This is a genomic window from Micromonospora sp. WMMD1076 (assembly GCF_029581475.1).
In the GTDB taxonomy this organism is placed as follows: domain Bacteria; phylum Actinomycetota; class Actinomycetes; order Mycobacteriales; family Micromonosporaceae; genus Micromonospora; species Micromonospora aurantiaca.
In genome coordinates, this window is sequence record NZ_CP120862.1 from 3,390,733 (window position 1) to 3,414,693 (window position 23,961).

Annotated in this window: 23 protein-coding genes and 3 pseudogenes; 15 read left to right on the plus strand and 11 right to left on the minus strand. The window is 70.4% G+C overall.

All coding sequences use genetic code 11. The features are described 5' to 3' along the window. Positions 1 to 2: 2 nt before the first annotated feature. The 5 genes from O7622_RS16245 to O7622_RS16265 are packed head-to-tail and all read right to left on the minus strand — an operon-like array spanning position 3 to position 4,747. Positions 3 to 767, minus strand: a complete 765-nt coding sequence (locus O7622_RS16245; RefSeq protein WP_282309014.1) for a YwiC-like family protein — start codon at positions 765 to 767, stop codon at positions 3 to 5. Positions 768 to 775: 8 nt separating this feature from the next. Further along, a complete protein-coding gene (locus O7622_RS16250) occupies positions 776 to 2,152 on the minus strand; it encodes a multicopper oxidase domain-containing protein (RefSeq protein WP_282309015.1) in 1,377 nt (458 codons plus the stop codon). Continuing rightward, the gene (locus O7622_RS16255; protein WP_282309016.1) at positions 2,149 to 3,375 is read right to left on the minus strand and encodes a hypothetical protein; all 1,227 of its coding nucleotides are present in this window, start codon (positions 3,373 to 3,375) and stop codon (positions 2,149 to 2,151) included. Before O7622_RS16255 ends, O7622_RS16250 begins: the two co-directional genes overlap by 4 nt. Beyond that, positions 3,372 to 4,517: a hypothetical protein gene (locus O7622_RS16260; protein ID WP_282309017.1), complete on the minus strand. Its 1,146-nt coding sequence runs from the start codon at positions 4,515 to 4,517 to the stop codon at positions 3,372 to 3,374. Before O7622_RS16260 ends, O7622_RS16255 begins: the two co-directional genes overlap by 4 nt. Beyond that, positions 4,514 to 4,747 (minus strand): hypothetical protein, encoded by a 234-nt coding sequence (locus O7622_RS16265; protein WP_282309018.1) that lies wholly within the window; start codon positions 4,745 to 4,747, stop codon positions 4,514 to 4,516. The genes O7622_RS16260 and O7622_RS16265 overlap by 4 nt, the downstream gene beginning before the upstream one ends. A 48-nt stretch (positions 4,748 to 4,795) precedes the next feature. Between O7622_RS16265 and O7622_RS16270 the strand changes: the two genes are divergently transcribed. The 4 genes and pseudogenes from O7622_RS16270 (at position 4,796) to O7622_RS16290 (ending at position 7,975) form a co-directional block, all read left to right on the plus strand. After that, positions 4,796 to 5,602 (plus strand): DUF2249 domain-containing protein, encoded by an 807-nt coding sequence (locus tag O7622_RS16270; RefSeq protein ID WP_282309019.1) that lies wholly within the window; start codon positions 4,796 to 4,798, stop codon positions 5,600 to 5,602. 66 nt (positions 5,603 to 5,668) lie between these two features. Continuing rightward, the gene (locus tag O7622_RS16275; protein ID WP_282309020.1) at positions 5,669 to 6,199 is read left to right on the plus strand and encodes a hemerythrin domain-containing protein; all 531 of its coding nucleotides are present in this window, start codon (positions 5,669 to 5,671) and stop codon (positions 6,197 to 6,199) included. A gap of 170 nt (positions 6,200 to 6,369) precedes the next feature. Then, positions 6,370 to 6,812: pseudogene (locus tag O7622_RS16285) on the plus strand (amylo-alpha-1,6-glucosidase); the annotation flags it as partial. A gap of 194 nt (positions 6,813 to 7,006) precedes the next feature. Further along, entirely contained in the window at positions 7,007 to 7,975 is a 969-nt protein-coding gene (locus O7622_RS16290; RefSeq protein WP_282309021.1) for a peptidoglycan DD-metalloendopeptidase family protein, read from the plus strand. Positions 7,976 to 8,068: 93 nt separating this feature from the next. Here the strand turns inward: O7622_RS16290 and O7622_RS16295 are convergent, their stop codons facing one another. Then, positions 8,069 to 9,286 carry a low temperature requirement protein A gene (locus tag O7622_RS16295; protein WP_282309022.1) on the minus strand — a complete coding sequence of 406 codons (1,218 nt, stop codon included), beginning with the start codon at positions 9,284 to 9,286 and terminating at the stop codon, positions 8,069 to 8,071. A 306-nt stretch (positions 9,287 to 9,592) separates the two neighbouring features. Further along, positions 9,593 to 10,837, minus strand: a complete 1,245-nt coding sequence (locus O7622_RS16300; RefSeq protein ID WP_282309023.1) for a SpoIIE family protein phosphatase — start codon at positions 10,835 to 10,837, stop codon at positions 9,593 to 9,595. Positions 10,838 to 11,067: 230 nt separating this feature from the next. On the opposite strand from O7622_RS16300, the gene O7622_RS16305 reads away from it, so the two are divergent. Further along, positions 11,068 to 11,775 carry a helix-turn-helix domain-containing protein gene (locus tag O7622_RS16305; protein WP_282309024.1) on the plus strand — a complete coding sequence of 236 codons (708 nt, stop codon included), beginning with the start codon at positions 11,068 to 11,070 and terminating at the stop codon, positions 11,773 to 11,775. Positions 11,776 to 11,890: 115 nt separating this feature from the next. Here the strand turns inward: O7622_RS16305 and O7622_RS16310 are convergent, their stop codons facing one another. Beyond that, entirely contained in the window at positions 11,891 to 12,757 is an 867-nt protein-coding gene (locus tag O7622_RS16310; RefSeq protein ID WP_282309025.1) for an alpha/beta hydrolase, read from the minus strand. Between the two features lie 170 nt (positions 12,758 to 12,927). On the opposite strand from O7622_RS16310, the gene O7622_RS16315 reads away from it, so the two are divergent. The 7 genes from O7622_RS16315 to O7622_RS16345 all read left to right on the plus strand — a co-directional run bounded on the left by O7622_RS16315 (position 12,928) and on the right by O7622_RS16345 (position 19,248). Next, the gene (locus tag O7622_RS16315) at positions 12,928 to 13,704 is read left to right on the plus strand and encodes an ABC transporter permease (RefSeq protein WP_282309026.1); all 777 of its coding nucleotides are present in this window, start codon (positions 12,928 to 12,930) and stop codon (positions 13,702 to 13,704) included. Between the two features lie 258 nt (positions 13,705 to 13,962). Next, positions 13,963 to 14,724: an ABC transporter ATP-binding protein gene (locus O7622_RS16320; protein WP_282309027.1), complete on the plus strand. Its 762-nt coding sequence runs from the start codon at positions 13,963 to 13,965 to the stop codon at positions 14,722 to 14,724. Then, entirely contained in the window at positions 14,711 to 15,403 is a 693-nt protein-coding gene (locus tag O7622_RS16325; RefSeq protein WP_282309028.1) for an ABC transporter ATP-binding protein, read from the plus strand. Before O7622_RS16320 ends, O7622_RS16325 begins: the two co-directional genes overlap by 14 nt. Before the next feature lie 40 nt (positions 15,404 to 15,443). After that, the gene (locus O7622_RS16330) at positions 15,444 to 16,700 is read left to right on the plus strand and encodes an ABC transporter substrate-binding protein (RefSeq protein WP_282309029.1); all 1,257 of its coding nucleotides are present in this window, start codon (positions 15,444 to 15,446) and stop codon (positions 16,698 to 16,700) included. Positions 16,701 to 16,707: 7 nt separating this feature from the next. After that, complete coding sequence (locus O7622_RS16335) at positions 16,708 to 17,589, plus strand: branched-chain amino acid ABC transporter permease (protein ID WP_282309030.1); 882 nt, start codon at positions 16,708 to 16,710, stop codon at positions 17,587 to 17,589. Continuing rightward, on the plus strand, positions 17,586 to 18,602 hold the full coding sequence (locus O7622_RS16340) for a branched-chain amino acid ABC transporter permease (protein ID WP_282309031.1): 1,017 nt from the start codon (positions 17,586 to 17,588) through the stop codon (positions 18,600 to 18,602). The genes O7622_RS16335 and O7622_RS16340 overlap by 4 nt, the downstream gene beginning before the upstream one ends. 142 nt (positions 18,603 to 18,744) lie before the next feature. Further along, entirely contained in the window at positions 18,745 to 19,248 is a 504-nt protein-coding gene (locus O7622_RS16345) for a hemerythrin domain-containing protein (protein WP_282309032.1), read from the plus strand. A gap of 352 nt (positions 19,249 to 19,600) precedes the next feature. On the opposite strand, the gene O7622_RS16350 is transcribed toward O7622_RS16345, so the two are convergent. Next, positions 19,601 to 20,350 (minus strand): XRE family transcriptional regulator, encoded by a 750-nt coding sequence (locus O7622_RS16350; protein WP_282309033.1) that lies wholly within the window; start codon positions 20,348 to 20,350, stop codon positions 19,601 to 19,603. Positions 20,351 to 20,468: 118 nt separating this feature from the next. Between O7622_RS16350 and O7622_RS16355 the strand changes: the two genes are divergently transcribed. Continuing rightward, positions 20,469 to 20,669 carry a hypothetical protein gene (locus O7622_RS16355; protein ID WP_282309034.1) on the plus strand — a complete coding sequence of 67 codons (201 nt, stop codon included), beginning with the start codon at positions 20,469 to 20,471 and terminating at the stop codon, positions 20,667 to 20,669. After that, positions 20,656 to 20,829, plus strand: a pseudogene (locus O7622_RS16360) (helix-turn-helix domain-containing protein); the annotation flags it as partial. The gene O7622_RS16355 and the pseudogene O7622_RS16360, both read left to right, overlap by 14 nt. On the opposite strand, the pseudogene O7622_RS16365 reads toward O7622_RS16360, so the two are convergent. Further along, positions 20,822 to 21,281: pseudogene (locus O7622_RS16365) on the minus strand (replication initiator); the annotation flags it as partial. The pseudogenes O7622_RS16360 and O7622_RS16365 sit on opposite strands and share 8 nt — an antisense overlap. Before the next feature lie 540 nt (positions 21,282 to 21,821). Continuing rightward, on the minus strand, positions 21,822 to 22,259 hold the full coding sequence (locus tag O7622_RS16370) for a hypothetical protein (protein ID WP_282309035.1): 438 nt from the start codon (positions 22,257 to 22,259) through the stop codon (positions 21,822 to 21,824). Between the two features lie 699 nt (positions 22,260 to 22,958). Between O7622_RS16370 and O7622_RS16375 the strand changes: the two genes are divergently transcribed. After that, entirely contained in the window at positions 22,959 to 23,894 is a 936-nt protein-coding gene (locus O7622_RS16375; protein WP_282309036.1) for a phosphotransferase, read from the plus strand. Positions 23,895 to 23,961: the final 67 nt, after the last annotated feature.

Sequence of the window (23,961 nt, forward strand, 5' to 3'; positions counted from 1 at the left end):
TGTCATCGGGCGGCCACAGCAGTGATGAGCACGAGCGCCGAGGCCGCTATCTCGATCATGCCGACGTGCTTGGGTGTCAGCCGGTGCCGGGGAAGCGCAGCCGCGCGAAGCAGTAAGAGAACGAAGACGGCCGTGAGCGGGATACCGAGGAAGGCCGCCACGCCGAGTGCGAGGGCGTGGTAGATCACGGATGCCCAGTAGTACGACGACTTGCCGCGCTCACGGATCATGGTCTTGACGTAGAGCACCGTGCCGGTGAAGTACAGCAGGACAACGGTGAAGACCGGCGTGACGTGGCTGATGCCGGTGCCGGCGAGGGTGGCGGCGACGAAGACCATCAGGCAGCTCTGTACGACCGAGACGAGGTCGTTGACCAGCGCCCGCTCCCGGCGTCGCCGCGCGTAGACGACGTTGAGGGCCAGCAGCAGCGCGTAGGCGGGGGCGTAGACCAACAGCTGGGGTCGGACGGTGACGACGAGCAGGCCGAGTGCGGCGGTGACCGGCCCGTACAGCATCAGTTGCGGCCGGAAGCGGGACAGCCGGCGCGTCTTGACTGCCTGCAGGACGTAGTAGGACAGCAGATAGCCGGCGAGCCACGCGCCGGCCAGCGGCAGGTGCGGCCATCGGAATCCGACGCTGAGGACCCCGGCGAGCCAGGGCACGAGCAACATGGCCCACGCGCCGTGCTGTGGAGGAATGAACTGCCGTGCCGTCCTGCGGCGGACCGGCGGCCTGCGGGTGCCGGTGGTGATGTTCTCGGTTGGCATCTGACTCGTCACCTGACGTGGATGGTGCCGCGGGCGCCGCGCTCGGCGTCGACCATGACGTGGCTGACGAACGGATAGTGGCCGGGTTCGGTCAGGACCGTCTCGACGAAGCCACCGGCCGCCGGTGTCAGGTCCAAGACCTGGGCCGCGCCGGAGTCGTCCGGGCGCAACTGCCATCGACCTTCACGGTAGAGGGTGTCGAAGTGGGCGCCGACGATGTGGAAGGCGGTGGTGCGGTTGGGACCGGCGTTGAGAACCCAGATGCGGACGCGGTCGCCGGGGCGGGCGGTCAGTGGCCGGTGGGCGTACTGGGCGACGTAGCCGTTGAACACGACCGCGTCCGGCCGCTCTGCCTGCATCTTGGCCAGGTCGCCGGGTTCGCCGTCGCTGCCGAGGTACAGCTCGGACTGCACCAGGACGTACTCACGGTCGGCGGGAGGCAGGTCGGGTGGGTCGATGATGACGGCGCCGTACATGCCGTTGCCGATGTGGTGCAGCATCGGCATGGTCGAGCAGTGGTACATCCAGATGCCGGCCTTGGTGGCGGTGAACCGGTAGGTGAGCCGTTGTCCGGGGTCGATGGGGCGCATGGGTTCGTCGGGGGCGAGCGCGCCGGCGTGGAAGTCGACGCCGTGATCCAGGGTGCCGTCGTTGATCAGCGTGATCTCGAAGGTGTCGCCGACGCGTCCGCGCAGGACGGGTCCGGGGGTGGTGCCGTTGAAGGTCCACAGCTTCTGCCGGATTCCGGGAGCGACGTCGCGCTGCACCTCCTGTACCCGTAGGTCGAGGCGGTGCAACCGGCCCGCGGGTGTCGCCGGCGCGGCGGCGTCGCGGGCGGTGAAGCCGGCGCCGGGCTCGGCCATCGCGTCGACGCGCGGGGCCGCCGCGGACGGCTCGGGGGTGGCCGCCGGAACCGAGTGGTCGTGTCCGGTGGCCGCGGCCGACCCGGTGCCGGGTGTCGTGGTGACGGTCAGCGTCATGCCGGCTTGGCGGTGCCCGGGTAGGGAGCACCAGCCCTCGGCGGTGCCGCCGATGATTCCCGCGTCCAGCCGTGCCGTGCCTCCGCCGCCCACGATCGGGGTCCTGGCACCGGTGGCCAGGACGAGGTCGTGGCGGCGGCGGTCCCGGTTGGTGAACTCGATGATCAGTCGGTCACCGGCCGGCACGGTGATGCGGTCGGGGTGGAACCGCATCCCGTCGGCGGTCACCGCGACGGTGGTGGTGCGCCCGGTCGCCGCGACGCCGGCCGCCGGGGCGGCGAGGGTGGCCGGCGTCGCTGTGACGCGCTGCGCGGCCGCCCCGATCAGAACGGCGACGAGGACGAGAGCGATGCCGGCGACGGCGCCGCCCAACGCGCGGTGCGGGGAAGTGGCGGGTGGTGTCACGGTTGCCTCCGGGCGGCGAGCACGGTGCGGACGGCGGGAACCAGGAACTGCAGCAGCGCGACGAGGACCAGCAGTGAGGTGGTGATGCGCACGTACGGCGGCGCCGGCAGGACGAACACGACCAGCGCGGCGTTGGTCATCGCCACCCGCTGGGCCCCGTGCCGGTCCAGCCGCTCGGTGCGCTGCCGCACTGCGAGGGGGCCTCCGCCGAGGGCCATGGGCAGCAGGTACGACAACGCGCCGAGCAGTGTCTGGGCGACGAAGCCGGCGAGAAGGGGGGTCAGGACGGCGCCGAAGCGGTCCGCGGCAGTGGCCGGGCCGGCGGCGGACAGCAGGGTCCAGGCGTCGACGACGAGGGCGGCGAACAGCCAGCCACCGGCGGCGGCGATGGACCAGCCGGCAAAGGACGCCGGTGGCTTGCGCCGGGCGGTCTGCACGATCGGTCGTGCCGTTCGGGCGACGGCGACGGCGAGCAGCACCAGTCCGCCCGCCGCCAGCGGCGGCCACCAGGCCAGCACGGCGACGCTGAGCACGGCCAGTCCGGCTACCGCGACCGGCAGGGCGCGACGCGCGGCGGTCGTAGCGCCGTCGGCCATCCGGGTGCGCAGCACGGTCGGCCACAGGGTGAGCAGCGTGCCGAGCACGGTCAGGGTCACCCAGCCGAGCAGGTTGACGTGGGCGTGGAACAGCAGCAGCCGTGGTCGGCTGTCGTCGTCGGCGACCAGCATCCACGCGCCGACCGGCACGCCGGTCAGCAGGGCGACCGAGGCTGCGACGTAGTAGTGCACGGTGACGGCGAAGCGGGCGGGCAGCGCGGCGCGGAGCCGGGTGGCGAGCCAGAGCAGGTGTGCGACGGCGGCGCCGAACACCAGCGCGGCGCCGGCGATACCGAGCCCGGGTCGATCGGTGACGCCGGCGGCGAGAACACCGCCGATGCCGGCATTGAGTACGGCGAGCCGGACGGCTTCGGCGTGGCGGCGCGCGGGTGCGGGGCAGCGCAGCACCGCGGTGGTGAAGTGGACGCTCCACACCAGGATCGCGTTGGTGGCCGCGCCGAGCAGGAGCAGGTGGATGGCGAGCCACCGCCAGCCCGGTAGGAACGGGTGGACGAACGCGACGGCCACCAGCGCGACCAGGTACGCCAGCGGCAGCAGACCGGTGCGGCGATGCCAGCCGGCCCGCCCGGCCGGCGCCGGCTTCTTCTTGACCGTGGTGGCGCTCATGATGCGGCCGTCGCGCCGGCCGGTCGACGTGCCGCCGCGAGCGGTGCCGGTCGCCCCGGCGGCCGGTGACGCAGGGACAGGACGGCGGCGCAGGCGGCGAAGGTGAGCACCGCGACCACGTTGACGATGCCGGCGATGCGCCACACCGGCTCGAGACCGCCCGCGTCGCCGAGGCCGACGCGGATCAGCAGCGAGGTGTGCAGCAGGGCCAGCGGGGCGTAGAGCGCCCGATGGTAGGGCAGGGGCCGGCGCAGCACGGCGGGCAGGATCACCGGGGCGTGCACGAAGATCATCGACATGACGAAGCCGAGGAACAGTGCGTGCAGCGTCGCGTCGTAGCGTGGCCCGTCCAGAACGGGCCCCGCACCGGCCCACAGGAGCCCGGCCAGCCCCAGCCAGCCGTAGCCGGTGAGGAGACCGACGGCGACGTAGCGGGGCAGGGCCTCGGCCCGCACGGTGTGCCGGGCCACGTCGAAGACGACGAGCCAGGCGGTGACGGCGAGCAGCCCGGCGCCGAACAGATGCGCACCGGCCGCCGGCCACAGGATGCCGGCCGTGGCGCCGGTCATGACAGTGGCCGTGGCGAACCGGAACCAGTGCTCGGCGTGCCGGTCGCGCAGCGCGACGTGGGCCAGATCGAGGCGTTCCCCGGCGATGGTGGCCACCACGAACACCGCCATCCACGGCACGATCTCGGCGACCGAGTACCCGGCCAGCCACAGCAGCGTCGCGGCGTACCAGCCGAACGCGCCGCAGCCCTGTGCGAGCAGCGCGGTGCTCGGCTGCCGGCGCCACAGCGCCCGGTAGATCCCGAGCAGCACCACCGACGCCGCCATGGCCAGCGTCTTGCCGGCCGGACTCGGTCCGGTCGCCACCAGGACGAGCCCACCCAGCCCGGAGCACGCCGGCGCCAGCAGTGCCCAGCGGGCGCCCAGGGCTACGGCGCGTTCCAGGGCAATCAGTGTGCCGACGAACCCGAACACCATCACCGGGCCGTGGACCTGCTCCACAGCGGCCGCAGGAGCCGGCACCGCAGTGCCGAGCAGCAGCAGACCTGTGTACAGGCCGGCCAGCAGCGCGAGCGCCCCGACGGCCAGCACGGGCAGCCGCCACCGGACCGGGACTCCCGCCGGGCGGCTCACGACCGGCCCCCGGCCGCCGCCAGGCGCGGGCTGAAGCCGAGCCGGTCCAGCACGGTGATCATCGGGTCGATCGGCTCCTCGTGCCCGGTCCCAGCCGCGACCTCGGCGGCTGAGACGCCCGGTGCGCCGGGTACCAGCCGCAGGATCGTCACCCGGCTGTGCGAACCCGGCGCCGGTCGGCGGGGCGTGTCGGTCGTCTCCGCGCTGAGACCTGTCCGAGGTGTTTCCATGGTGCCTAACGTTATAACGTAAAACAGCGTCAAAACTATGGAGGGCCCATGTCACAGTCCGAGCTCGCCGACCAGCGGGCCGCCCAGGCCGTCGTGAACCATCACAGCGAACTCGCCGCAACCCTGAGCGGCCACGTCACGCGGCTCGTCGAAGCCGCCGACGCCGGTGACACGACGCGGGTGAGGGAGCTTCGGGATGCCCTCACGTCGTGGCTGCACGGCGAGCTGCTGCCGCACGCGTACGCCGAGGAGGCAGCCCTGTACCCGGCCGCCGCGGGCCTGCCGGCCGGCAGGCTGCTGATCGACGGGATGCTGGGGGAGCACCGCGTCATCGCGGCGCTCGTCGCCGACCTCAAGGCCGCCGCCTCCCCGGTCGTGGCGGTGGCCACCGCACACGCCCTGCAGGCGGTCTTCGCCAGCCACCTCGCCAAGGAGAACGACCTGGTGGTGCCGCTGCTGGTCGATGCCGAGAACGTGTCACTGGCCGGGCTGCTCGACGGCATGCACGACATCATCGGCGCGGACGCGGGTACGGCCGCCGACAGGTGTGGATGCGGCGGCTGTGGATGCGGCGGCGACATCCCCCGGGCGGTGGGTGCCGAGGCGCAGACGCTCGCGCTCGACGCGCGCATCGACGTGCGCGACGTGCCGCCCGGTGAGCGACACGCTCGCGTGCTGGCCGCCTTGGACGCCCTGGCCGCCGACGCGGCGCTCGTCCTGGTCGCGGCGCACGCTCCGCTGCCGCTGCTGGCCGAGATCGACAGCCGCTACGCGGGGCAGATGGCCGGGGAGTGGCTGCAGGACGGCCCCGACGTCTGGCAGATCCGCTTGCGCCGGCGTCCCGTACCGGCCTGACTCGCCCGGGACGGCCGCGCGTCTCGGTCCAGCGGCTTCAGGGCACGTGCCGCGCGGTTGCCAGGCATGCTCGTGCCGTTCCCGGCGTTGAACCCGATGACGCCCCGTCGGACTCGCACAGAAGGGCTCATGATGTGTGAATACTGCGGCTGTCGGTCGGTCACCGCGATCGACCAGCTCACACGCGAACACGACACGGTCGTCAACCTGATCGGCGACGTGCGCGCCGCCCACGCGGCCGGCGACGCCGTCCGGATGGCAGAGCTCGCGCGCCGGATCTCCGCCGTGCTGGCCCCGCACACCGAAGTCGAGGAGCACGGCCTGTTTCCCCTGCTGGCGGACGACTTTCCGGACCACGTCGCCGCGCTGGAGGCCGAACACCGCCGGGTCGAAGCGGTACTCGGCGCCGCGCGTACCGAGGTCCCCGCCGACCCGGGGTGGCCTCAGCAACTGATGGAGACGCTCGAACTGCTCCGCGAGCACATACTCAAGGAACAGGACGGCGTCTTTCCGGCAGCCCTGACCACCCTGAGCGGCGCCGACTGGGACAGCGTGGACGCCGTTCGTGCCCGCGTGGGCAGTCCGGCCGCGCACTGATCCGGCCCGGTCCGCACGGGGTGACCGGGCGTGCAACCCACAGCACCTTCCCAACCACACCACCTCGGCCGTCGACCTGACGCTTCGGGCCGAGATGGGCTCGGACTTCGCCGACCTGTTCGAGATCAAGAACGCGCAGCGTAAACCGGCTGGCGCCACCGCCCAGCCGGGATCTCGTCCGGCGCCTCGAACTCGAGGCCCGGGCAGCCATCGACTGGATCGACACGTACGGCAACAGCCGCGGTTCCGGTTACATCGCTGGAAGGACTCGCCGGACGCCGTCTCCTATCGCGACGGCCGGTTTCCCGGCTTTCCCCGGGCCACCTGCGAACTGCGGGGCTACGCCTACGACGCGAAGGTCCGCGCCGACCGCCTCGAACGCGAGACCGCCGAGCTCGAAGAACGGTTCAACCGCGACTTCCGGGTCGCCGACGGCGGCTACTACGCTCTCGCGCTGGACGCCGACGGCAACCAGGTGGACGCCCTGTCGTCCGACATCGGGCACCTGCCGTGGAGCGGCATCGTCGACGCCGACCGGGCCAGAAGCGTCACCGACCACCTGCTCGGTCCTGCGATGTTCACCGGCTGGGGGGCCGTACGAACGGTTGACGCGCTGGGTCGCAGCCGGCCCGACTGACGGCCCGGGCGGCCGATCACGCCGCGTCGGTCCGGCTGTCGACCTGTTCCGGTCGGCGCGCAACCCGACGTGCTGTGCGGCCCAGCGGCCCGTTGCCTGAATGACATCGAAGATCTACGATCACTCCCTCATCAAGCGAGCGACCTCGCGGACGAACATCGGAGGCAGCAATGGGTGACGTGCACGAGGCAAAGAGTCTGATGCACGCGCCGGCCCGCCGCCGCACAGTTCTCGCGGCGCTGGCCACCGGAGTGGGGGCCGGTGTCGTCGGCCTGCCCAGCCCCGCGCTGGCCGCCGTCGCGGGCTGGAGCAACCCCGCACACGGCACTCTGACGTCCGGCTACAAGACACCCAGCCGGCCGACCCACCTGGGCTGGGACGTGGCCAACAGCCAGGGCACCCCGGTCTATGCCACCGCGGACGGTACCGTCCGGGATGTCAAGACCAACTCGTACCCGGGTGACACGTCGAGCGGCCCGCTGGCCGGGCGCACCGGCAACAGTGTCCACCTCAACCACGCCGACAGCTACTTCTCCTACTACGGCCACCTGCACCGGGTGCTGGTCGGTGTCGGCCAGCGGATCAGTTGCGGTCAGCTGATCGGCCTGATGGGCACCACCGGCAACTCGACCGGACCGCACCTGCACTTCGAGATCCACCACCCCCGGCTGACCTCGCTGGACCCACGCGTCTTCCTGGCCGCCCGGGGCATCGCCCTCGGCTCGACGGCTCCGGTGGGCAGCACCGGCTACCCGAGCGTCGGCCAGGGCGCCTCCGGATGGGTGCCCCGCGTCATCCAGTACCTGGTGCGGGCGCGCGGCATCTCCGTCGTGGTGGACGGAGCCTACGGGCCGGGCTGCGCCGCTTCGGTCAGGTCCTTCCAGATCGATCGCGGCCTCTACGCCGACGGCCTGGTCGGCCCGATCACCTGGACCGCGCTCGTGCTGCCCCTGCGGGAGGGCAACTCGGGCGACCTGGTGCGCGGTCTGCAGACCGCCCTCAACGCCCGGGGTGCGAGTCTCCTCGTCGACGGCGGTTTCGGCGCGGTCACCAGCAGCGCGGTGCGCGCCTTCCAGAGCCGTAGCGGCCTCGTGGCCGACGGTCTCGCGGGCCCGGTGACCTGGAGCGTGCTCATCTGAGCGGCACCGGCGGAGCCGGCAAGCTGGAAGAGCCGTAGCGTCTCCTGGAGCGGGACGGCGTCGGGCGGCGGGTCTCCGGGAGTGGACGGGCCGTCACCGTGGGGGCCGTGCTGGTTCGGCACCGTGACGGTAGGCCCGTCTTGCGTCGGCGACGGCTGCGGCGAGCAGGATCACGGCCGCCACCACCGCGGCGGCGAAGGGCGAGGTGTGTGTTGCGGCGGGGTAGGACAGGAGCAGCGCGGCCAGGGTGAGGTACCGCGCGGGGGAGACGCGGGCGAACACATGATGTTCGAGCCGGGCGCGGCCGGCGATGAAGATGGCGGGGCCGAGCAGGACGGGTGCGATCCAGGTCGGCGGAGCATGGCCGAAGGGTTGTTCGATGGTGATCTCGTAGCCGAGGGCCGTGGTCACGACTCCGACGATCATGATGAGATGCGTGTCGGCCGCAGACCGGCCGGCGACCGAGGGCTCCCGGGACCGGCCGATCGCCTCGGCGAGGATGTGCCCCGCCCGGTGGTAGTACAGGCGCCACAGCAACGCTGAAGTCGCCGCGGCGGTGACGAAGGCGAGTGTGTGATCGCGGTCGAACGGCCCGGTGCTGTAGGTGAAGCCGATCACCAGGATCGTCTCGCCGAGCGCGATGAGGAAGAACTGCTGGTATCGCTCGGCGAGATGCTCCGCCATGATGTCCCACCGTTGCGGCTCGGATCGTCCGAGGAACGGCAGTGGCCATCCGGTCCGAGCCGCGGCATATTCCATGACGAGTGCGAGCGTCCAGGCCGGTACGAGGATCCGGCCGCCCACGAGTGCACCGGTGATCCACAACGCTCCGGTCATGCCGTAGGTGATCAACATGCGGACTTTCAACATCCGGCGGTGGCGATCGTGGATCGCGAACATCAGGATCAGAGGGCGGGCGAACTGCCCGGCTGCATAGGCGATGGCGAATGCCCCTGCGTAACCGTCAAAGGCGCGTGGGATAGTCACTCCCATGACCAGGCCGGCACCCAATGCCACGCCGACCACGGCTTGAAGGGCCAATGAGTCGGGGTGGTATCGACTGGTGGTCCACGAGGTGCCTTGCCAGAGTCCGAACAGTGCGAGCAGCAGGAGCAGGGTAGTGAACGCTTGCGGTAGTGCTCGTGCCCAGGTGCTTCCGTGCGGGTCGAGGACGAGGTGATCGTAAACGCGGGACACGATTCGGGTCAGGGCGAAGACGAACACCAGATCAAAGAACAGCTCCAGGAACGTGGCACGAGGCTGCCGAGCCGGATCCAGCGGTGCGGGATCGGTCGAATATCGTGGCCGCACGTTCCCTCACCTCCGTCTGGGCATGTCATAACACGACCGGCCGGCGCAGGGCTGGAAGACGGTCTCAGATCCCACACGCGATGAAGCGGCGGCCAGGGGCAGCAGATGGATGTGCTACCGGCGCCGTCGTGGCGAGAACGTGCGCAAGTGGCGCAGCGCCGCGCTCTCAAAGCGCTGCGCCGGTACGAGGAACGCGGCCTTCTGATGCTGGCCTGTGCCGACCCGCGGACCGGCTACCGTTACTAAAGGGCGGCCGAGATCGAACGGGCCCTCAGGACGAGACCGGGAGGCCGGGCGCCGAAGGGGTCAACCGGTGGGGGTGTCCGACCCGCCGGGCCAGGTCAGGTAGAGCAGAGCCGTGTCGTCGCTGTGCCGGCCGCCGTCGCCGCGCCTGATTTCGTCGAGCAGGGCGGTGAGAAACTCCCCGGGGTCGGTGATGGTGCTCAGCGCGCCGGCGAGCTCGATGAAGCGTTGCTCGCCGAGGCGGGTGCCGTCCTCGCTGAACCCCTCGTAGACGCCGTCGGTGTAGAGCAGCAGGCCTGCACCCGCCGGGAGTGTGACGGCCGACTCCTGCCACCGACCTCGCCCGGGGAACATGCCCAGCCCGAGATGGTGGCGTATCGGCGCGGGATCGGCTGCGCCTGGCGTGATCACCAGCGGTGCAGGGTGACCGGCGCTCACGACGACCACCTCCGACCGATCCGGGGTGACGCGGATGGTGCAGGCGGTCGCGAACATGGACTCACTCGGCCGTTCGGCGACGAGCACCTGTTCCAGCAGCCGCATCCGGGAGGCCTTGTCCACACCGGCGAGGGTGAGGGTTCGCCATCCGACGCGTAGGCCGACGCCGATGGCGGCCTCATCCGGACCGTTGCCGCAGACGTCACCGACGACGGCGTGGAGCGTGTGGTCGGCGTCCTGGACCAGGTCGAAGAAGTCGCCGCCGAGCAGCGACCGCCCCCGCCCCGGCACGTATCTGCTGACGACCGTCAGCGCGGGATCGGTGATCAGTGGCGTAGGGAGCAGGCCGCGTTGCAGCCGGGTGTTCTCGCTGGCCTGCATCCGGCTGTCTCGCAGCTGCCGCTCCGTGACCACGGCACGTCGGCGCTGAATGGCGTACTGGATCGTACGGCCCAGCAGGGCGGCGTCGATATGACCCTTGACGAGGTAGTCCTGAGCTCCGGCCGCCACAGCCGCCGTTCCGGTGGCCGCGTCATCGAGGCCAGTGAGCACCACCACGGCTGCGTCCGGCCATCGGTGCAGCACCCAGCTGAGCGCCTCCAGCCCCTGGCAGTCGGGCAGGTGCAGGTCGAGCAGCACACAGTCCGGCGCTGTCGGTGCGGTCGAGGCCGCGGTCAGGTTGCTCGCCTGGGCGAACCGGTTGCTGATTCCGCTGTCGCTCAGCAACTCCCGGGTGAGCAACGCATCACCGGGGTCGTCCTCGATGAGAAGCACAGTCGGCTCCGCGGCTGTCGGCGACGGCGCCGGATCCGCCAGCCCTGCGGGCACGCCGGCGGGCGGCGCCGTCGGCAGATCGACGTCAGTGATCACGACAGATCCCCTCTCCGGCCGCGACCGTCACGCGGACGCCGACGCCGACACGAAGCGCCATCCACCCGTCATGTGGGCCTGCCGATTATCACCTGCTCCCCATGAACGCGGTATGACGGCGTCGGCTCGTCGGGACCGGAGGTCTCGGGGCCTCGCGGCCGGCGGTGGGACGTGCGGATTGGTCCGCTCCTCCGGTTTTCTGGTCGATCGACGTTGTAACGTTAATCAACGTGGAAACATCGAGAACAGGGCCGGTCGGTGAAAGCATCGACCCGCAGCGTCACCGTGCCCTCGGCACCGCCAGCCGGGCCTCGATCCTGGAACTGGTGCGCGCCGCCGGCGCCGGCATGACCATCGCCGAGGTGGGGGAGCGGACGGGTCTGCACCTCTCCACCGCCCGCGCCCACCTCGAACGGCTGGTCGATGCCGGGCTGCTGGTCAAGGCGCGGGCCAGCGGTGGCCAGCCCGGGCGGCCGGCGTGGCGCTACCGGGTGGCCGTAGCCGAGGCGCCGGCCCCCGCGCCGTACCGGGCGCTCGTCGCCGCACTGCTCGATCATTTGGCCCGGCGTAGCCATGGTGACGTCCGGGCCGAAGCCACCCGTGCCGGCCATGACTGGGGACGCCACCTCGCTGCCGCCGTCCCACCCAGCCAGGAGCCGGTCGACACGCTGCTGGATGTGCTGCGCGGGCTGGGATTCAGCCCACGCCGGCACCGCGCGGCCGGCGGGACGACCGAAATCCACCTGCACACCTGCCCCTTCCTGGAACTGGTGAACCGCAACCCCGACGCGATCTGCGCCCTGCACGTCGGCGTCGTGCGTGGCACGCTCGAACACGCCGGTGCCCCGCCGTCCGGGGCGGTGCTCGAACCCTTCGCGGCGCCCGACGCGTGCGTGGTGCGGGTTACCCTGCCGGATGCCACCGGAGAGCCGGCGTGACGCCCTGGCCGGTCGCCGTGGGCCGGTGAGCTGACCGCTCCGGGTGGGCGGTGCGATCCCGCCCCGTCCATCCCTGGCAGCCGTCGGGCCGCGCCGGCGGGATGCCTGCGCGTTGTCACCATCGGACCCGGCCGAGGAAGTCGCGCATCAGCGCGACCACCTCGGCCAGGTGCGTCTCCAGCAGCCAGTGGCCGCCGCCGAGCAGGTGCAGTTCGGCGTCGGGCAGGTCGCGCAGGTATGCCCGCGCGGCGCCCTCCGGCATGTACCCGTCGTGCGGGCCCCACACGATCAACGTGGGCGGCTGGTGGTCCCGCAGGTACGCCTGCTGGCGGGGGAACCAGTCGACGGTGGTGCGCTGGTCGGCCAGGAGGCGGACCAGGTTCTGCGGTCCCGGTGGCCGGCCGACCTGAGCCCAGGACAGCGTCCACAGGTCGGGGCTGATCCGATCGGCGATCGTTTCCGGCACCTCGCCGAGGAACTCCGCCCGGAACCCTGCCTCGGACACGTTCGCCGCTACGTCGGCGAGAGCCTGCGGGCTCGGATCGGCCCACATCTTCTTCAACGGCGCGTACTTCGGGCCGTGCTCGTCCTCATAGATGTCGCCGTTCTGGATGACCAGCGCGGCCACCCGCTCGGGTGCGCTCATGGCCAGCCGCAGCCCGAACTGTGAGCCGTAGTCCTGGAGATAGATCGTATAGCGGGTCAGTTCGAGCGTGTCGACGAAGCGGCGCAGGAAGCCGGCGTACGCGTCGAAGGTGTAGGCGAAGTCATCCGCCCGCGTGTAGCCGAAGCCCGGCAGGTCGGGTGCGATCAGCCGCCAGCGGTCGCCGAGCGCCGGCATGAGGTTGCGGTACTGGAACGACGACGACGGATAGCCGTGCGGCAACAGCACCACCGGGGCCTCCGGCGGCCCGGCCTGACGGTAGAAGGTATGGATGCCGTCGACATCGACACGGGAGTGAGTCACCGGTACGTCTGGCATGAACGATGTGTACCCGGCAGATGTCCGGCCAACCACTCCAGCAAGCCGGCGGGCAGGAGTCCGCGGCGCGGCGGTGGACGCGACCGATCCCATTCGCGCCCCTACCCGTCGATCAGCCTCACCCACCCCCGGGCTGGTCGAATGCTCCTATGGGTCAAGGTGCAGTCGCGGTGGGTCCGGCGTTCGCCGCCGTACTCGTCGTTCTCGTTCTCATCGGCGTGGCGACGGTGTGGGCCGGTCGGCTCGGCCACGCCCGTGGCATCGTCACGGCGGCGCTGCGCGCGGTGGTGCAGTTGTGTGCCGTGGCGCTGCTCATCACTGCCGTCCTGCGCTCGTGGTGGGCCAGCGCCGGGTTCGTCACGCTGATGGTTCTGGTCGCGGCGGTGACCTCCGCGCGCCGGGTCAGCTCGCTTCGCCTCGGCTGGCCGGTGCTGGCGCCGATCGCGGCCGGCGCGCTCCCGGCCTGCGCCCTCGTCGTGGCCTCCGGCGCGGTGCCGCTGACCGAGGTAGTGGTCGTTCCGATCGCCGGGATCCTGATCGGCGGGGCGATGACGGCTACCTCGCTGGCGGGCCGCCGCGCGTTGGACGAGCTTCGCGACCGCCATGGTGAGTACGAGGCGGCCCTGGCGTTGGGCCTCGTGCCGCGGGATGCGGCGCTGGAGATCTGCCGGCCCGGCGTGGGGCAGGCGCTGGTGCCCGCGCTGGACCAGACCCGCACCGTGGGCCTGGTCACCCTTCCCGGTGCCTTCGTCGGCGTGCTGCTCGGCGGCGGCACACCCGTCCAGGCCGGGGCGACCCAGCTACTGGTTCTGGTCGCGCTCCTGGCCGTCGAGGCGATCGCCGTCGCGGTGACAGTCGAGCTGGTCGCCAGCGGACTGCTTCGCCGACCGGGCCCGGCACCGATCTCCCGTCCTCCGCGACTACCCGTCACCAGACCGGCAGGATGACACGGTGAACCACCGCCTCTCAGTTGATTCCAGCGTTGGCGCTGCGCGGTAGTGGACGTAGGCCACCCACATGGTGCCGGGGCGAAGGACGGGGGAGCCCGAGCGGCGGGTAGCGGTACCACACCGTCGCGCATCCCGGAATGTGGTTGTCATCGACATAGTTCGGTCCTCTCGCGTCGCCGTAGGTTTCCAGCACGCGACGGCCATGTGACCGCGGTCACCGTCCCGGTCCGTCGCCGAACCTACGAGGAGTGGGCGATGACCGGGCAAGCGCTCCTGTCGGTCCGCGGGCTGACCCGCGACTTCCGGGGCTTCCGGGCGGTCGACGGGGTCGACCTCGACATCGCGGCGGACACCGTCCATGCGCTGGTCGGCCCGAACGGTGCGGGGAAGACCACTCTGTTCAACCTGCTCACCGGTTTCCTGCGGCCCAGCGGCGGGCGGATCGAGCTGGACGGCCGCGACGTCGCCGGGCTGCCTCCGGAGCGGGTCGCCCGGCTCGGTGTTGCCCGGTCGTTCCAGATCACCAGCCTCTTCCCGCAGTTGAGCGCGCGGGAGCACGTCGAACTGGCGTTGCAGAGCCGCAGCGGGCTGGGCTGGCGGTTCTGGCGCTCGACGAAGCTGATGCGCCGCTACACGGACCGGGCGCGCGAGCTGCTCGACATGGTCGGGCTGGCAGAGTTGTCCGAGGCCCCGGCCGAGGCGTTGGCGTACGGGCGCAAGCGGGCGCTGGAACTGGCCATCGCTCTGGCGCTGGACCCGAAGGTGCTGCTGCTCGACGAGCCGACCGCCGGGATGGGTCTGGAGGATGTCGATCGCACAGTCGAACTGGTCGCGCAGGTCCGGCAGGGCCGCACGGTGGTGATGGTCGAGCACAACATGAGCGTCGTCGGGCGGCTCGCCGACACCGTCACCGTCCTGCAGGCCGGCAAGGTCCTCGTCGAGGGCCCGTACGAGCAGGTACGCGCCGACGAGCGTGTGATCACGGCATACCTGGGAGCCGCTGATGCTGCACATTGAGAACCTGTCCGCATGGTACGGCGAGGCGCAGGTGCTGCGGGGGGTCAGCCTGGACGTGTCGGCCGGCGAGGTGGTCACCCTCGTGGGGCGCAACGGCGCCGGCAAGTCCACCCTGCTGCGCTGCGTGATGGGCCTGCACGCCGGCCAGCGCGGCACTGTGGAGTTGAACGGGCGGGACATCAGGAAGCTTCCCGCGCACCGGCGGGCCCGGCTCGGGCTCGGCTGGGTGCCGGACGACCGGGGCAGCTACGCCACGCTGAGTGTGACGGAGAACCTCACCCTGCCGCCGACGGTCGGCCCTGACCCCTGGTCGCTGGAACGGGTCTACGAGGCGTTCCCCGCCCTGCACCAGCGGCGGGACTCGGCGGCAACCATGCTCTCCGGCGGTGAGCAGCAGATGCTCGCCCTGGCCCGGGTGCTGCGGATGGGCGCCCGGTTGCTGCTCTGCGACGAACCGACCGAGGGGCTTTCGCCGCTGCTGGTGCAGCAGGTCGGCGACCTTCTGCGGGAGGCCAAGCGGCACGGCGTGACAGTGCTGCTGGTCGAGCAGAACCTGCACTTCGCCACCGGCGTCGCCGACCGGCACTACCTGCTGGCCGAGGGACGCGTCGTGGAGGCGATGGACAACTCCGAGGTGCGCTCCCGGGAACAGGAGCTGCTGTCGTACCTCGGCATCTGAATTCTGATTCGACGACCCGCGCGGCGCGCGGGGTGGAGGGATGGGCATGCGTAGGACGGTGGGTGTGGCAGCCGCTTCGGCGGCGGTGGTTCTGGTCGCCGGCTGCGGCGGCGGTGGTCCCCAGTCGGGCGGCGACCAGAAGCTGACCGGGGGCAAGATCGTGCTGGGCGTGCTGAACGACCAGTCCGGTGCGTACTCCGAGCTGTCCGGCAAGAACTCGGTCAAGGCCGTCGAGATGGCCATCGCCGACTTCAAGGCGAAGCACGGCGACAAGGCGGTGACCGGCGACATCACCGTCGAGACCGCCGACCACCAGAACAAGCCCGACATCGCCAACACCAAGGCCCAGGAGATGTACGAGCGCCAGGGCGTCGACCTGATCCTCGACGTGCCCACCTCGTCGGCGGCGCTGCGGGTGGCCGACGTGGCGAAGGAGAAGAAGAAGCTCTACTTCAACATCGGCGCCGCGACCACCGACCTGACCGGCAAGAGCTGCAACAAGTACACGTTCCACTACGCGTACGACACGTACATGCTGGCCAACGGAACAGGCAAGGTCACCACCGAACAGGTCGGCAAGAACTGGTACATCCTCTACCCGAACTACGCCTTCGGCCAGGACATGGAGAAGAGCTTCACCGCCGCCATCACCGCCGCCGGCGGTCAGGTCGTCGGCAAGGACGGCGCGCCGTTCCCGAACACCAGCGGCGACTTCTCCACCTTCCTGCTCAAGGCGCCGACGCTGAACCCGAAGCCGCAGGTGCTCGGCACCATGCAGGCCGGCGCGGAACTGGTGAACGTGGTCAAGCAGTACAACGAGTTCAAGTTGCGGGACAAGGGCGTCGGCCTGGCCGTCGGCCTGATGTTCATCACCGACATCCACTCGCTCACCCCGGCCGCGCTCGCCGGCACCACCTACACCGACGCCTGGTACTGGAACTCCGACCAGCAGAACCGCGAGTTCGCCGACCGGTTCCAGAAGGAGACCGGCACCCGGCCCTCCTTCGCGCACGCGGCGAACTACTCCGCCGCGACGCAGTACCTGGAGGCCGCGCAGGCCGCCGGCACCGACGACGCCGACGCGATCGTCAAGGAGCTGGAGGGCAAGGAGGTCAACGACGTCTTCCTGCGCAACGGCAAGTTCCGCGCCGAGGACCACCGGGTCGTCCACGACGCCTACCTCGCCCAGGTGAAGCCGCAGTCCGAGGTGAGCGAGCCGTGGGACTACGTCAAGATCCTCAAGACCATCCCTGCCGCCGAGGCGTTCCGCGCCCCGTCGGCGGACTGCAAGATGTGACCAGGGCATGACCGGCTTCCTGCAGAACACGTTCAACGGGCTCGTGAGCGGGGCGTTCTACGCCCTGCTCGCCCTCGGGCTCGCGGTCATCTTCGGCATGCTGAGAGTCGTCAACTTCGCCCACGGGGCGTTCTACATGCTCGGTGCGTTCGGCGCGTACGTCCTGCTCAGTGAGGCGGGCGTGCCGTTCTGGGCGGCGCTGGTGATCATGCCGGTGGGGTTGGCCCTGGTCGGCATGATCCTGGAGCGGGCCTTCATCCACCGGCTCACCCGGCTCGACCCGCTCTACAACTTCCTGCTCACCTTCGGTCTCACGTTGATCCTCCAGGATCTGGTGAAGCTCCGCTATGGCGTGCAGTCCAGCCCGTACGAGACCCCGTCCGCGCTGAGCGGATCGGTCGACTTCGGACTCTTCGACTTCCCCGCCTATCGGGTCTTCATCCTCGGCTTCGCGGTCGCCCTCTGCGTCGGCGTCTGGTGGGCGCTCACCCGCACCCGGATCGGCATGGTGGTCCGGGCGTCGACCGAGCGGCCCGAGCTGACCAGGGCGTTCGGCATCGACGTCGGGCGCTGGGTCACCCCGGTCTTCGGCTTCGGCATCGGCCTCGCCGGTCTCGCCGGGGTGCTGGCCGCGCCGATGCGGGCCGTCAACCCGCTGATGGGCGCCGACCTGATCATCGTGGTCTTCGCGGTCGTGGTGATCGGCGGGCTGGGCTCGATCTTCGGCTCCGTCGCCGCCGGTTTCGGCATCGGCCTCGTGCAGGCGTGGGGTGAGGCGTACCTGTCCGACTTCCCGATCGTGTCGCAGACGATCGTCTTCATCGTGATGGCCGCCGTGCTGCTCTGGCGCCCGGCCGGGCTGTTCGGCCGTGAGGAGGCCCCGGCATGACGAGCACCGTCGACACCGCGACCGACACCGGTCGCCCGGCGCCGAGATCCGGGCTGGTCGCCGTGACCCGGGCTCCCGGCTGGGTCCGGTACGCGCTGCTCACCGTCGGGCTGCTGGTGGCGTTCTGGCTGCCCAACGGGCTGTACCCGGCGGTGGCCGTGGACATCCTGTGCTGGGCGCTGTTCGCCGTGGCCGTGGACCTGCTGCTGGGCTTCACCGGGCTGATGTCCTTCGGACACGCGGCGTTCTGGGGCACCTCCGCGTACGTCACCGGGTTGACGGCCATCCACCTCGGCCTGCCGTTCCCGGTGGCCGTGCTGGCCGGAGCGCTCACCGCTGCCCTGCTCGCGGTGCCGATCGGCTACCTGGCGGTGAAGCGGACCGGCATCTACTTCGCCATGGTCACCCTGGCGTTCGCGCAGATGGTCTACTTCGTGGCCAACGAGTGGCGCTCGGTCACCCGCGGCGAGAACGGCCTCCAGGGCGTGCCCCGCGAACTGTTCGGGCTGGACCTGACCGACGACTACTACTTCTACTACGCGATCCTGCCGATCGTGCTGCTCGGGCTGGCCGCCGCCTGGCGGATCGTGCACTCACCCTTCGGGCGGGTGCTGGTCGGCATCCGGGACAATCCGGCCCGTGCCCGCGCGCTCGGCTACCCGGTGCACCGCTACAAGCTGACCGCCTTCGTGCTGTCGGGTTTCATCGCCGGACTCGGCGGTGGCCTGTTCGCCGTCGGCCACCGCTTCGTCTCCCTCGACGTGCTGCACTGGACCACCTCCGGCAAGGTGGTCATCGTCGTGGTGCTCGGCGGCATCGGCACCCTCTGGGGCGGGGTGCTCGGCGCCGGCATCCTGGTCCGTCTGGAGGACTGGCTGTCGTTCTCCGGATTCGAGGCGATCGGCCTGGTCACCGGCGGCATCTTCGTCGTCGTCGTACTGGTGTTCCGGCGTGGCATCTGGGGCAGCGCCGCAGCCATGGCGGAACGCTGGGCGGCATCCCGCCGCCGGTGACGGAGAGTGCCGGCATCGACTGATCCGGCGGTTTCGGTCACCACGATGCCGCGTTCTCCGGGTGAAGTTCCGCTGTTGCCGGTTCTACCGCTGCGCGCCTGGGCATGCTGCAGTGAGCGCTTGACTACCAGGAAGAGGCGAGATGCCGGACATCGTTGAGTTGATCTACGAGGACCACGACTGGCTGCGGCGTCACTTCTTCTATCTCGACGAGGCCGGCACCACCGAGGAACTGGCGGCGGTATGGCAACCGCTCGCCGTCAGGCTGGACACGCACGCCGACGCAGAGGAGAACGTGTTCTATCCGGCGCTGCTGCGCCGCGGTCGCGCTGGTCATCCGGAGGACGAGACCGAAGACGCGATCGACGACCACAACGAGATCCGCGACGCGGTCGCCGAGGCCCGACGGCACCAGGTCGGCACGGAGGCGTGGTTCGACGCCGTCGGCCAGGCCCGCACCCAGAACGGCAAGCACCTCGATGAGGAGGAACGCGAGGCGCTGCCCGACTTCCTGAAGAGCACCACCGCGGACGAACGGCACAAGCTTGGTATGCAGTGGCTGATCTACTACGCGCGACATCAGGCCGGCCACGACGTGGACACCGCCGACAAGGACGCGAAACAGTACATCGAACACAACCGCTGACGGACCCGTCGGCGTACCGGTTCAGGTGCAGAGCCAGGTGCGCCAGACGTACCACGGGCCGCGTCGCCTGCGTTTCGGCTACGTCGGCGGCTGCGGACGCAGTGGCCTCTTTCCGCTACTCACGCTGGGGTTGCCGGTGGAGTGGGGTCGGCCTCCGGATCGTGGCAGGAGCCTACGTCGAAGTCGGCGAGGGCCCGAGGCACGGCGTTCCGGCCTCGCTGGCCCACAGGTGCCGGGGTCGCCTCGGCGCCCCCGCCGGCCAAGTTGGCGATGCTTGGTCAGGCCGATGATCCGTTCTCGTCAGCGGCTGACCGAGTCGCCTTACAAGCGAGGGGTTCGGGGCGGCGGCGCGCTATGCCGCGGACGTGTTGTAGCGATCAAGTGTCGCCTTGGATGTCGAGGCGTCGCGGAAGACGAGTTCCCACGGGCCGGTGTTCACGTCCATGTCCTTGCCGAAGCCGATCCACTTTCCGGCCATCCGCCGGCCGGTCGGCTCTGCGATGAGTTGGATTGCGCCGTGGTATCTGGCGCCCCGGTAGTAGCCGGTGGGGTCGGTCTGCTCCACCCAGGTGCCGGTGACGACGGCACCGTCGACGGTCAGGTCCAGCGATAGGGACGACGACGCCGAGCCGGGCAGGCTGCGCGCGGTGAGCCGATCGCCGTGCTGGAGCAGCACCACGAAGTGCTGTCCGGCGAAGGAGTCTTCCCGGCCGCTGGAGTAGTACTGGTAGCGGCTGAGCCACACGCCTTCGTACGACCGGTGGGCCGTGGTGGGCTTGGACGTCGGTGTCGCTGTGGCCAGGCTGGACACGGGCGAGGGCAGGTCGTGGCCGCCGTGTTCGTCGTCGGCGACATGCCCGCCCGGCACTGCGGCGAAGCCCAGCAGCGAGATGGGTAGCCCGGTGACGACCTCCAGCGCGCGGGCGTAGACGGGACGGGGTGCGGCGATCACCCCGGACTCCCATCGCTGGACGAGTCTCTTGTTGGCGTCGTTGGGCTCGCCGACGCGGTGGCCGGCGGCTTGGAGCGCGCGAGCGAAGTCGTCCTGGCTCATGCGCATCCCGGTGCGGACGGCGCGCAGGGCGGTGTTGGGGTCGGCCATGTCCGTCACCTTAGCGCTATGTCGCCTTAATGTCGTCGGCTAAGTGGCCTGATTGTCGGCTCTTGTGCCGTCGCGGCAGGTGGCACCCCGACGTCACTCTGGATCTGCGACGGTCGGCGTGCCGCCGCTTCTGCTGGCGGAGGCGGGGATGCCGGGCAAGGGTGACGAGTCGGCGGTGAGCCGGGGTGAGCGGATCCAGGCGGCCGAGCGGGAGGCGGCGAAGCGGCGGCTTCTCGCCCAAGCGGAGGCGGATCGGACTCCGGTGGAGGAGGCGACCCGGGCGGTAACGGATCGGCGGTGGCGTCGTGGGCAGCGTTGAGCTGTTGCCGGTTGGGCGGCGGGTGGCGTACTGGCGGGGTCGGCGCAGGTTGTCGCAGCAGGTGTTCGCCGACCGGCTCGGTAAGTCGAAGAGTTGGGTGGACAAGGTCGAGCGGGGCGTGCGGCGGCTGGACAAGCTGTCGACGCTTCAGGAGATCGCCCGGGTGCGGGTCGGCAGTCGCAGCGCTGCCGGTTGCGGCAGGTGTGGCGAGGGACGTGCCGGTGGTGGACCGGGCCGAAGGACGGGGCGGTGAAGGTGGCGAAGACGACCAGGTGCCGGCCGACCGAGGCGGGGACGCCCATGCCGCCGGTCAGACCACGACAGACGACTTGGTAGGCGTCGCCCTGCGCAGTCCGGGCACTGCGATTCGCGGCGGTTGCCGCACGCCTTGTAGAGCGTCCCGTCGGGCAGCTCGTCGGTGTGCTGCTCGCTCAGGATTTGGCCGGTGTTTCGGTCGACGGCGGAGATGATGCCGGTGAGGCGGATCGGGCGGGAGCAGCCGCCGGCGGGGCGGGTGTGCTCCAGCCAGCCGGAGAACTCCGGTGTGGCGGCGCGGTGCAGGACCTGGGCGTCACGACCGGCGGCGAGGCCGGGGCGGTAGGTGGTGAAGATGGCTGTCTCCTCTTGCGGGGGTGGCAGGGACGGGAGACGAAGCACCACCAGCCGTGGACGCCTGTCCGCTGGTGGTGTTCGTCGTGTCTCCTGGCACCGCCGAGAGGGCGGCTGACGCCGGAGGGCGGAATCATGGTCGTGCCACTTCCCGCCGATGGGTCATGTCCTTTCACGCTCGTTGACCTGGTGAATGTGAGCCGGCACGGGTGAGGAGCCTGGGATATCGGCATCCGGCGGGTCGCCGCAGGCTGCCCCCACCCGTGGAGGGAGCGAATCCGGGCCACCGTGGACGGCAGGGAAGGCCGTGCTGGGCCGATCAGCGGATTCGAAAACGGCACGGCGGCCGGTGCGATCGAGAGCCGGCGGGACGTGGCCCGCATCAGCGGCAGGAGGCCGCTCAGCATCTCCGACGTCGAGTCCAGCGATCCGGCAGGAAGGCCGCGCTGGCGTGCTCGACGAGCGCCAGACTAGCACCGGGTACCGACACGTCAACTCGTCGTGACCCCGCTCCACCGACTTGGCATCTCACGTCTCTGCAAGTCAGCCGACGCACTCGAAGGACAAGCCGCTACTCGCCGGGGTCGCGATCCAGGCTGCTCGGATAGGGCCATGCCGCTGCGTCTCCGCCCAGGTATCGAACAGCGCTGCGGCGCGAAGCGGCCCGGTGGGAGCGAACTTGAACCCTGTGTCCTGGACGTCGAGCCGGTCAAGGCCGACCAGGTCAGCCTCGTCGTCGAAGGCCATCTCCAAGTCAAGCTGCCACAGTTCGGGCTGCCGGTAGGGATCATCTCGGTCACCGACATCAGCGATGGCCAGCTGCCGGGTGAAGGTCAGAATCAGGCGGCTGTCGCTCCATGACCGCCGGCCCCACTGGATGATGAAGCCATCGGCATCGGAGTCCGGAGTCGGGTCGAGGCCGTCGATGTCCAGTTGCAGGAACTCAGCGAACGCACCCCATGCCGCCTCGACGTCGGTCACTGAGTCCTGCTCGACGCCATGCCGTCGCAGGATCTGCGCGAACTCGTCAACGCTGGTCCGCCAAGGGATGTGCACGTACTCAGCATGCCCTGATGGACCCGGCGGCTGCCGGCCGATGTGGGAGGACTTTCTGTACGTCTATCAAGGCGGCCCGCAACGGGCCGCACGCGCCGCCGCCTGGGCGCGCGTCCGTCGCTCCGCTGGCGCTCCGACTCCGGCCACGCAACACGCCCGGCGGCTGGCGCGGATAGCGGGAAGCCCGGAGGGGCCGCCGCATGACGACAGCAACGTTGACCGGGTGAGAGGTTGGGCCGGCAGCCGGCCGGGCCGCGCGGCCACGAGCCCGCGCGGCGTAGGGGAGCGCACGCCGGCCGCGTGGGCGAGCTGTGGCGGCTGCGGGGTTGCGGTTACTGCGCCTCCGGCGGGGGCGCTCCGGCTCCAGGATGGCCGGGGCCCCGTCGGCGGGTCACGGTCCGTGGGTGGTTGCGGTGGGCCATCCCGCCTGCCATCGACCCGGGCGAGCCGAGCAGACCACCGCCCGACCCGCCAGCGTCCATCGGGCGTCAAGGTCTGCTTGACGTGGCGGGCCGGGCGGTGGCCCGCTCCCCGGAGGGCGGGTCGATGGCAGACGGGATGGCGAGGTGGGCACGCGGTGAGGTCAGAAGTTCGTAGCCAGTTGCGGTGAATGGTGTTTGACTCGTGCTGGTGATCGATAATGGGAAGCTGCGTGCGTGTCTCGCGGCCTATTGGGGACTGGCGGACGCGGCGGTTCAGGTGCACAACGGCGGAATGAACTCGGCGACGTGGTTCGTCTCCGAGGGCGGTGAACGGTGGGTAGCCAAGGCGGTTGCGCCGGGATCGCGCCGTTCCTTCATGGGCGGCCTTGAGGTCGCGGCTCACGTCGAGGCGGCAGGCGTTCCGGCGGGCACCCCGGTAGTGACGAGGCACGGAAGCGTCGTCGCCGATGTCGACGGAGTGCCACTCGGGTTGTTGAACTGGGTCGCAGGCAACGGGCTGCTTGGCAGGAGCCCGGACGAGCAACGGCTGATCGGGGCAACCCTGGCGCGAGTGCACGCAGCGCTTAGAAGCGTGACGATCAAGGATGCCGATCGGTTTGACTGGGTCGATGCGCGGGCATCACATTTGGCAGTTCGTCCTTGGGTTCGACCCTCAGTGGCGGCCGCCCTTGCGGGGTACGAGGCGCTTGATGTCGGGTCTTTGTCGTGGGGCCTGCTACACACCGATCCGGCTCCAGAGGCATTCCGGCTCGACCGCAAGACGGGAGAGTGCGGACTGATCGACTGGAGTATCGCGATGAGCGGTCCGCTGCTGTACGACCTCGCGTCGGCAGTGATGTATGTCGGAGGCATCGATAACGCGGACTACCTGGTGGAGGCATACCTAGAGAGCAAGACGATGACGCGCGCCGAGGTGGAACACGGCTTGCTGGCCATGCTCCGGTTTCGGTGGGCGGTGCAGGCTGACTACTTCGCCCGTCGCGTCGTTACCGACGATCTGACCGGAATCACGAGCGCAGCCGACAACGAAGTGGGCCTGGAGAATGCGCATCGATGGCTCGGCCGCTTGGCGGCAAAAAAGCCTTCGGGGGCACACAGGGGGCACAAGACAGCGTGAAACGTCGGCAACCAGCCACTAACAGCGTAAGCCCAAGATGTGGCGTGACAAGCCTGCCGACTGGGTC

What these genes read in the sequence shown, in the direction of transcription:
- O7622_RS16245 (WP_282309014.1), bottom strand. Translation starts at nt 767, where the DNA reads ATGCCAACCGAGAACATCACCACCGGCACCCGCAGGCCGCCGGTCCGC.
- O7622_RS16255 (WP_282309016.1), bottom strand. Translation starts at nt 3,375, where the DNA reads ATGAGCGCCACCACGGTCAAGAAGAAGCCGGCGCCGGCCGGGCGGGCC.
- O7622_RS16265 (WP_282309018.1), bottom strand. Translation starts at nt 4,747, where the DNA reads ATGGAAACACCTCGGACAGGTCTCAGCGCGGAGACGACCGACACGCCC.
- O7622_RS16270 (WP_282309019.1), top strand. Translation starts at nt 4,796, where the DNA reads ATGTCACAGTCCGAGCTCGCCGACCAGCGGGCCGCCCAGGCCGTCGTG.
- O7622_RS16275 (WP_282309020.1), top strand. Translation starts at nt 5,669, where the DNA reads ATGCTCGTGCCGTTCCCGGCGTTGAACCCGATGACGCCCCGTCGGACT.
- O7622_RS16290 (WP_282309021.1), top strand. Translation starts at nt 7,007, where the DNA reads ATGGGTGACGTGCACGAGGCAAAGAGTCTGATGCACGCGCCGGCCCGC.
- O7622_RS16310 (WP_282309025.1), bottom strand. Translation starts at nt 12,757, where the DNA reads ATGCCAGACGTACCGGTGACTCACTCCCGTGTCGATGTCGACGGCATC.
- O7622_RS16320 (WP_282309027.1), top strand. Translation starts at nt 13,963, where the DNA reads ATGACCGGGCAAGCGCTCCTGTCGGTCCGCGGGCTGACCCGCGACTTC.
- O7622_RS16325 (WP_282309028.1), top strand. Translation starts at nt 14,711, where the DNA reads ATGCTGCACATTGAGAACCTGTCCGCATGGTACGGCGAGGCGCAGGTG.
- O7622_RS16330 (WP_282309029.1), top strand. Translation starts at nt 15,444, where the DNA reads ATGGGCATGCGTAGGACGGTGGGTGTGGCAGCCGCTTCGGCGGCGGTG.
- O7622_RS16335 (WP_282309030.1), top strand. Translation starts at nt 16,708, where the DNA reads ATGACCGGCTTCCTGCAGAACACGTTCAACGGGCTCGTGAGCGGGGCG.
- O7622_RS16340 (WP_282309031.1), top strand. Translation starts at nt 17,586, where the DNA reads ATGACGAGCACCGTCGACACCGCGACCGACACCGGTCGCCCGGCGCCG.
- O7622_RS16345 (WP_282309032.1), top strand. Translation starts at nt 18,745, where the DNA reads ATGCCGGACATCGTTGAGTTGATCTACGAGGACCACGACTGGCTGCGG.
- O7622_RS16350 (WP_282309033.1), bottom strand. Translation starts at nt 20,350, where the DNA reads ATGGCCGACCCCAACACCGCCCTGCGCGCCGTCCGCACCGGGATGCGC.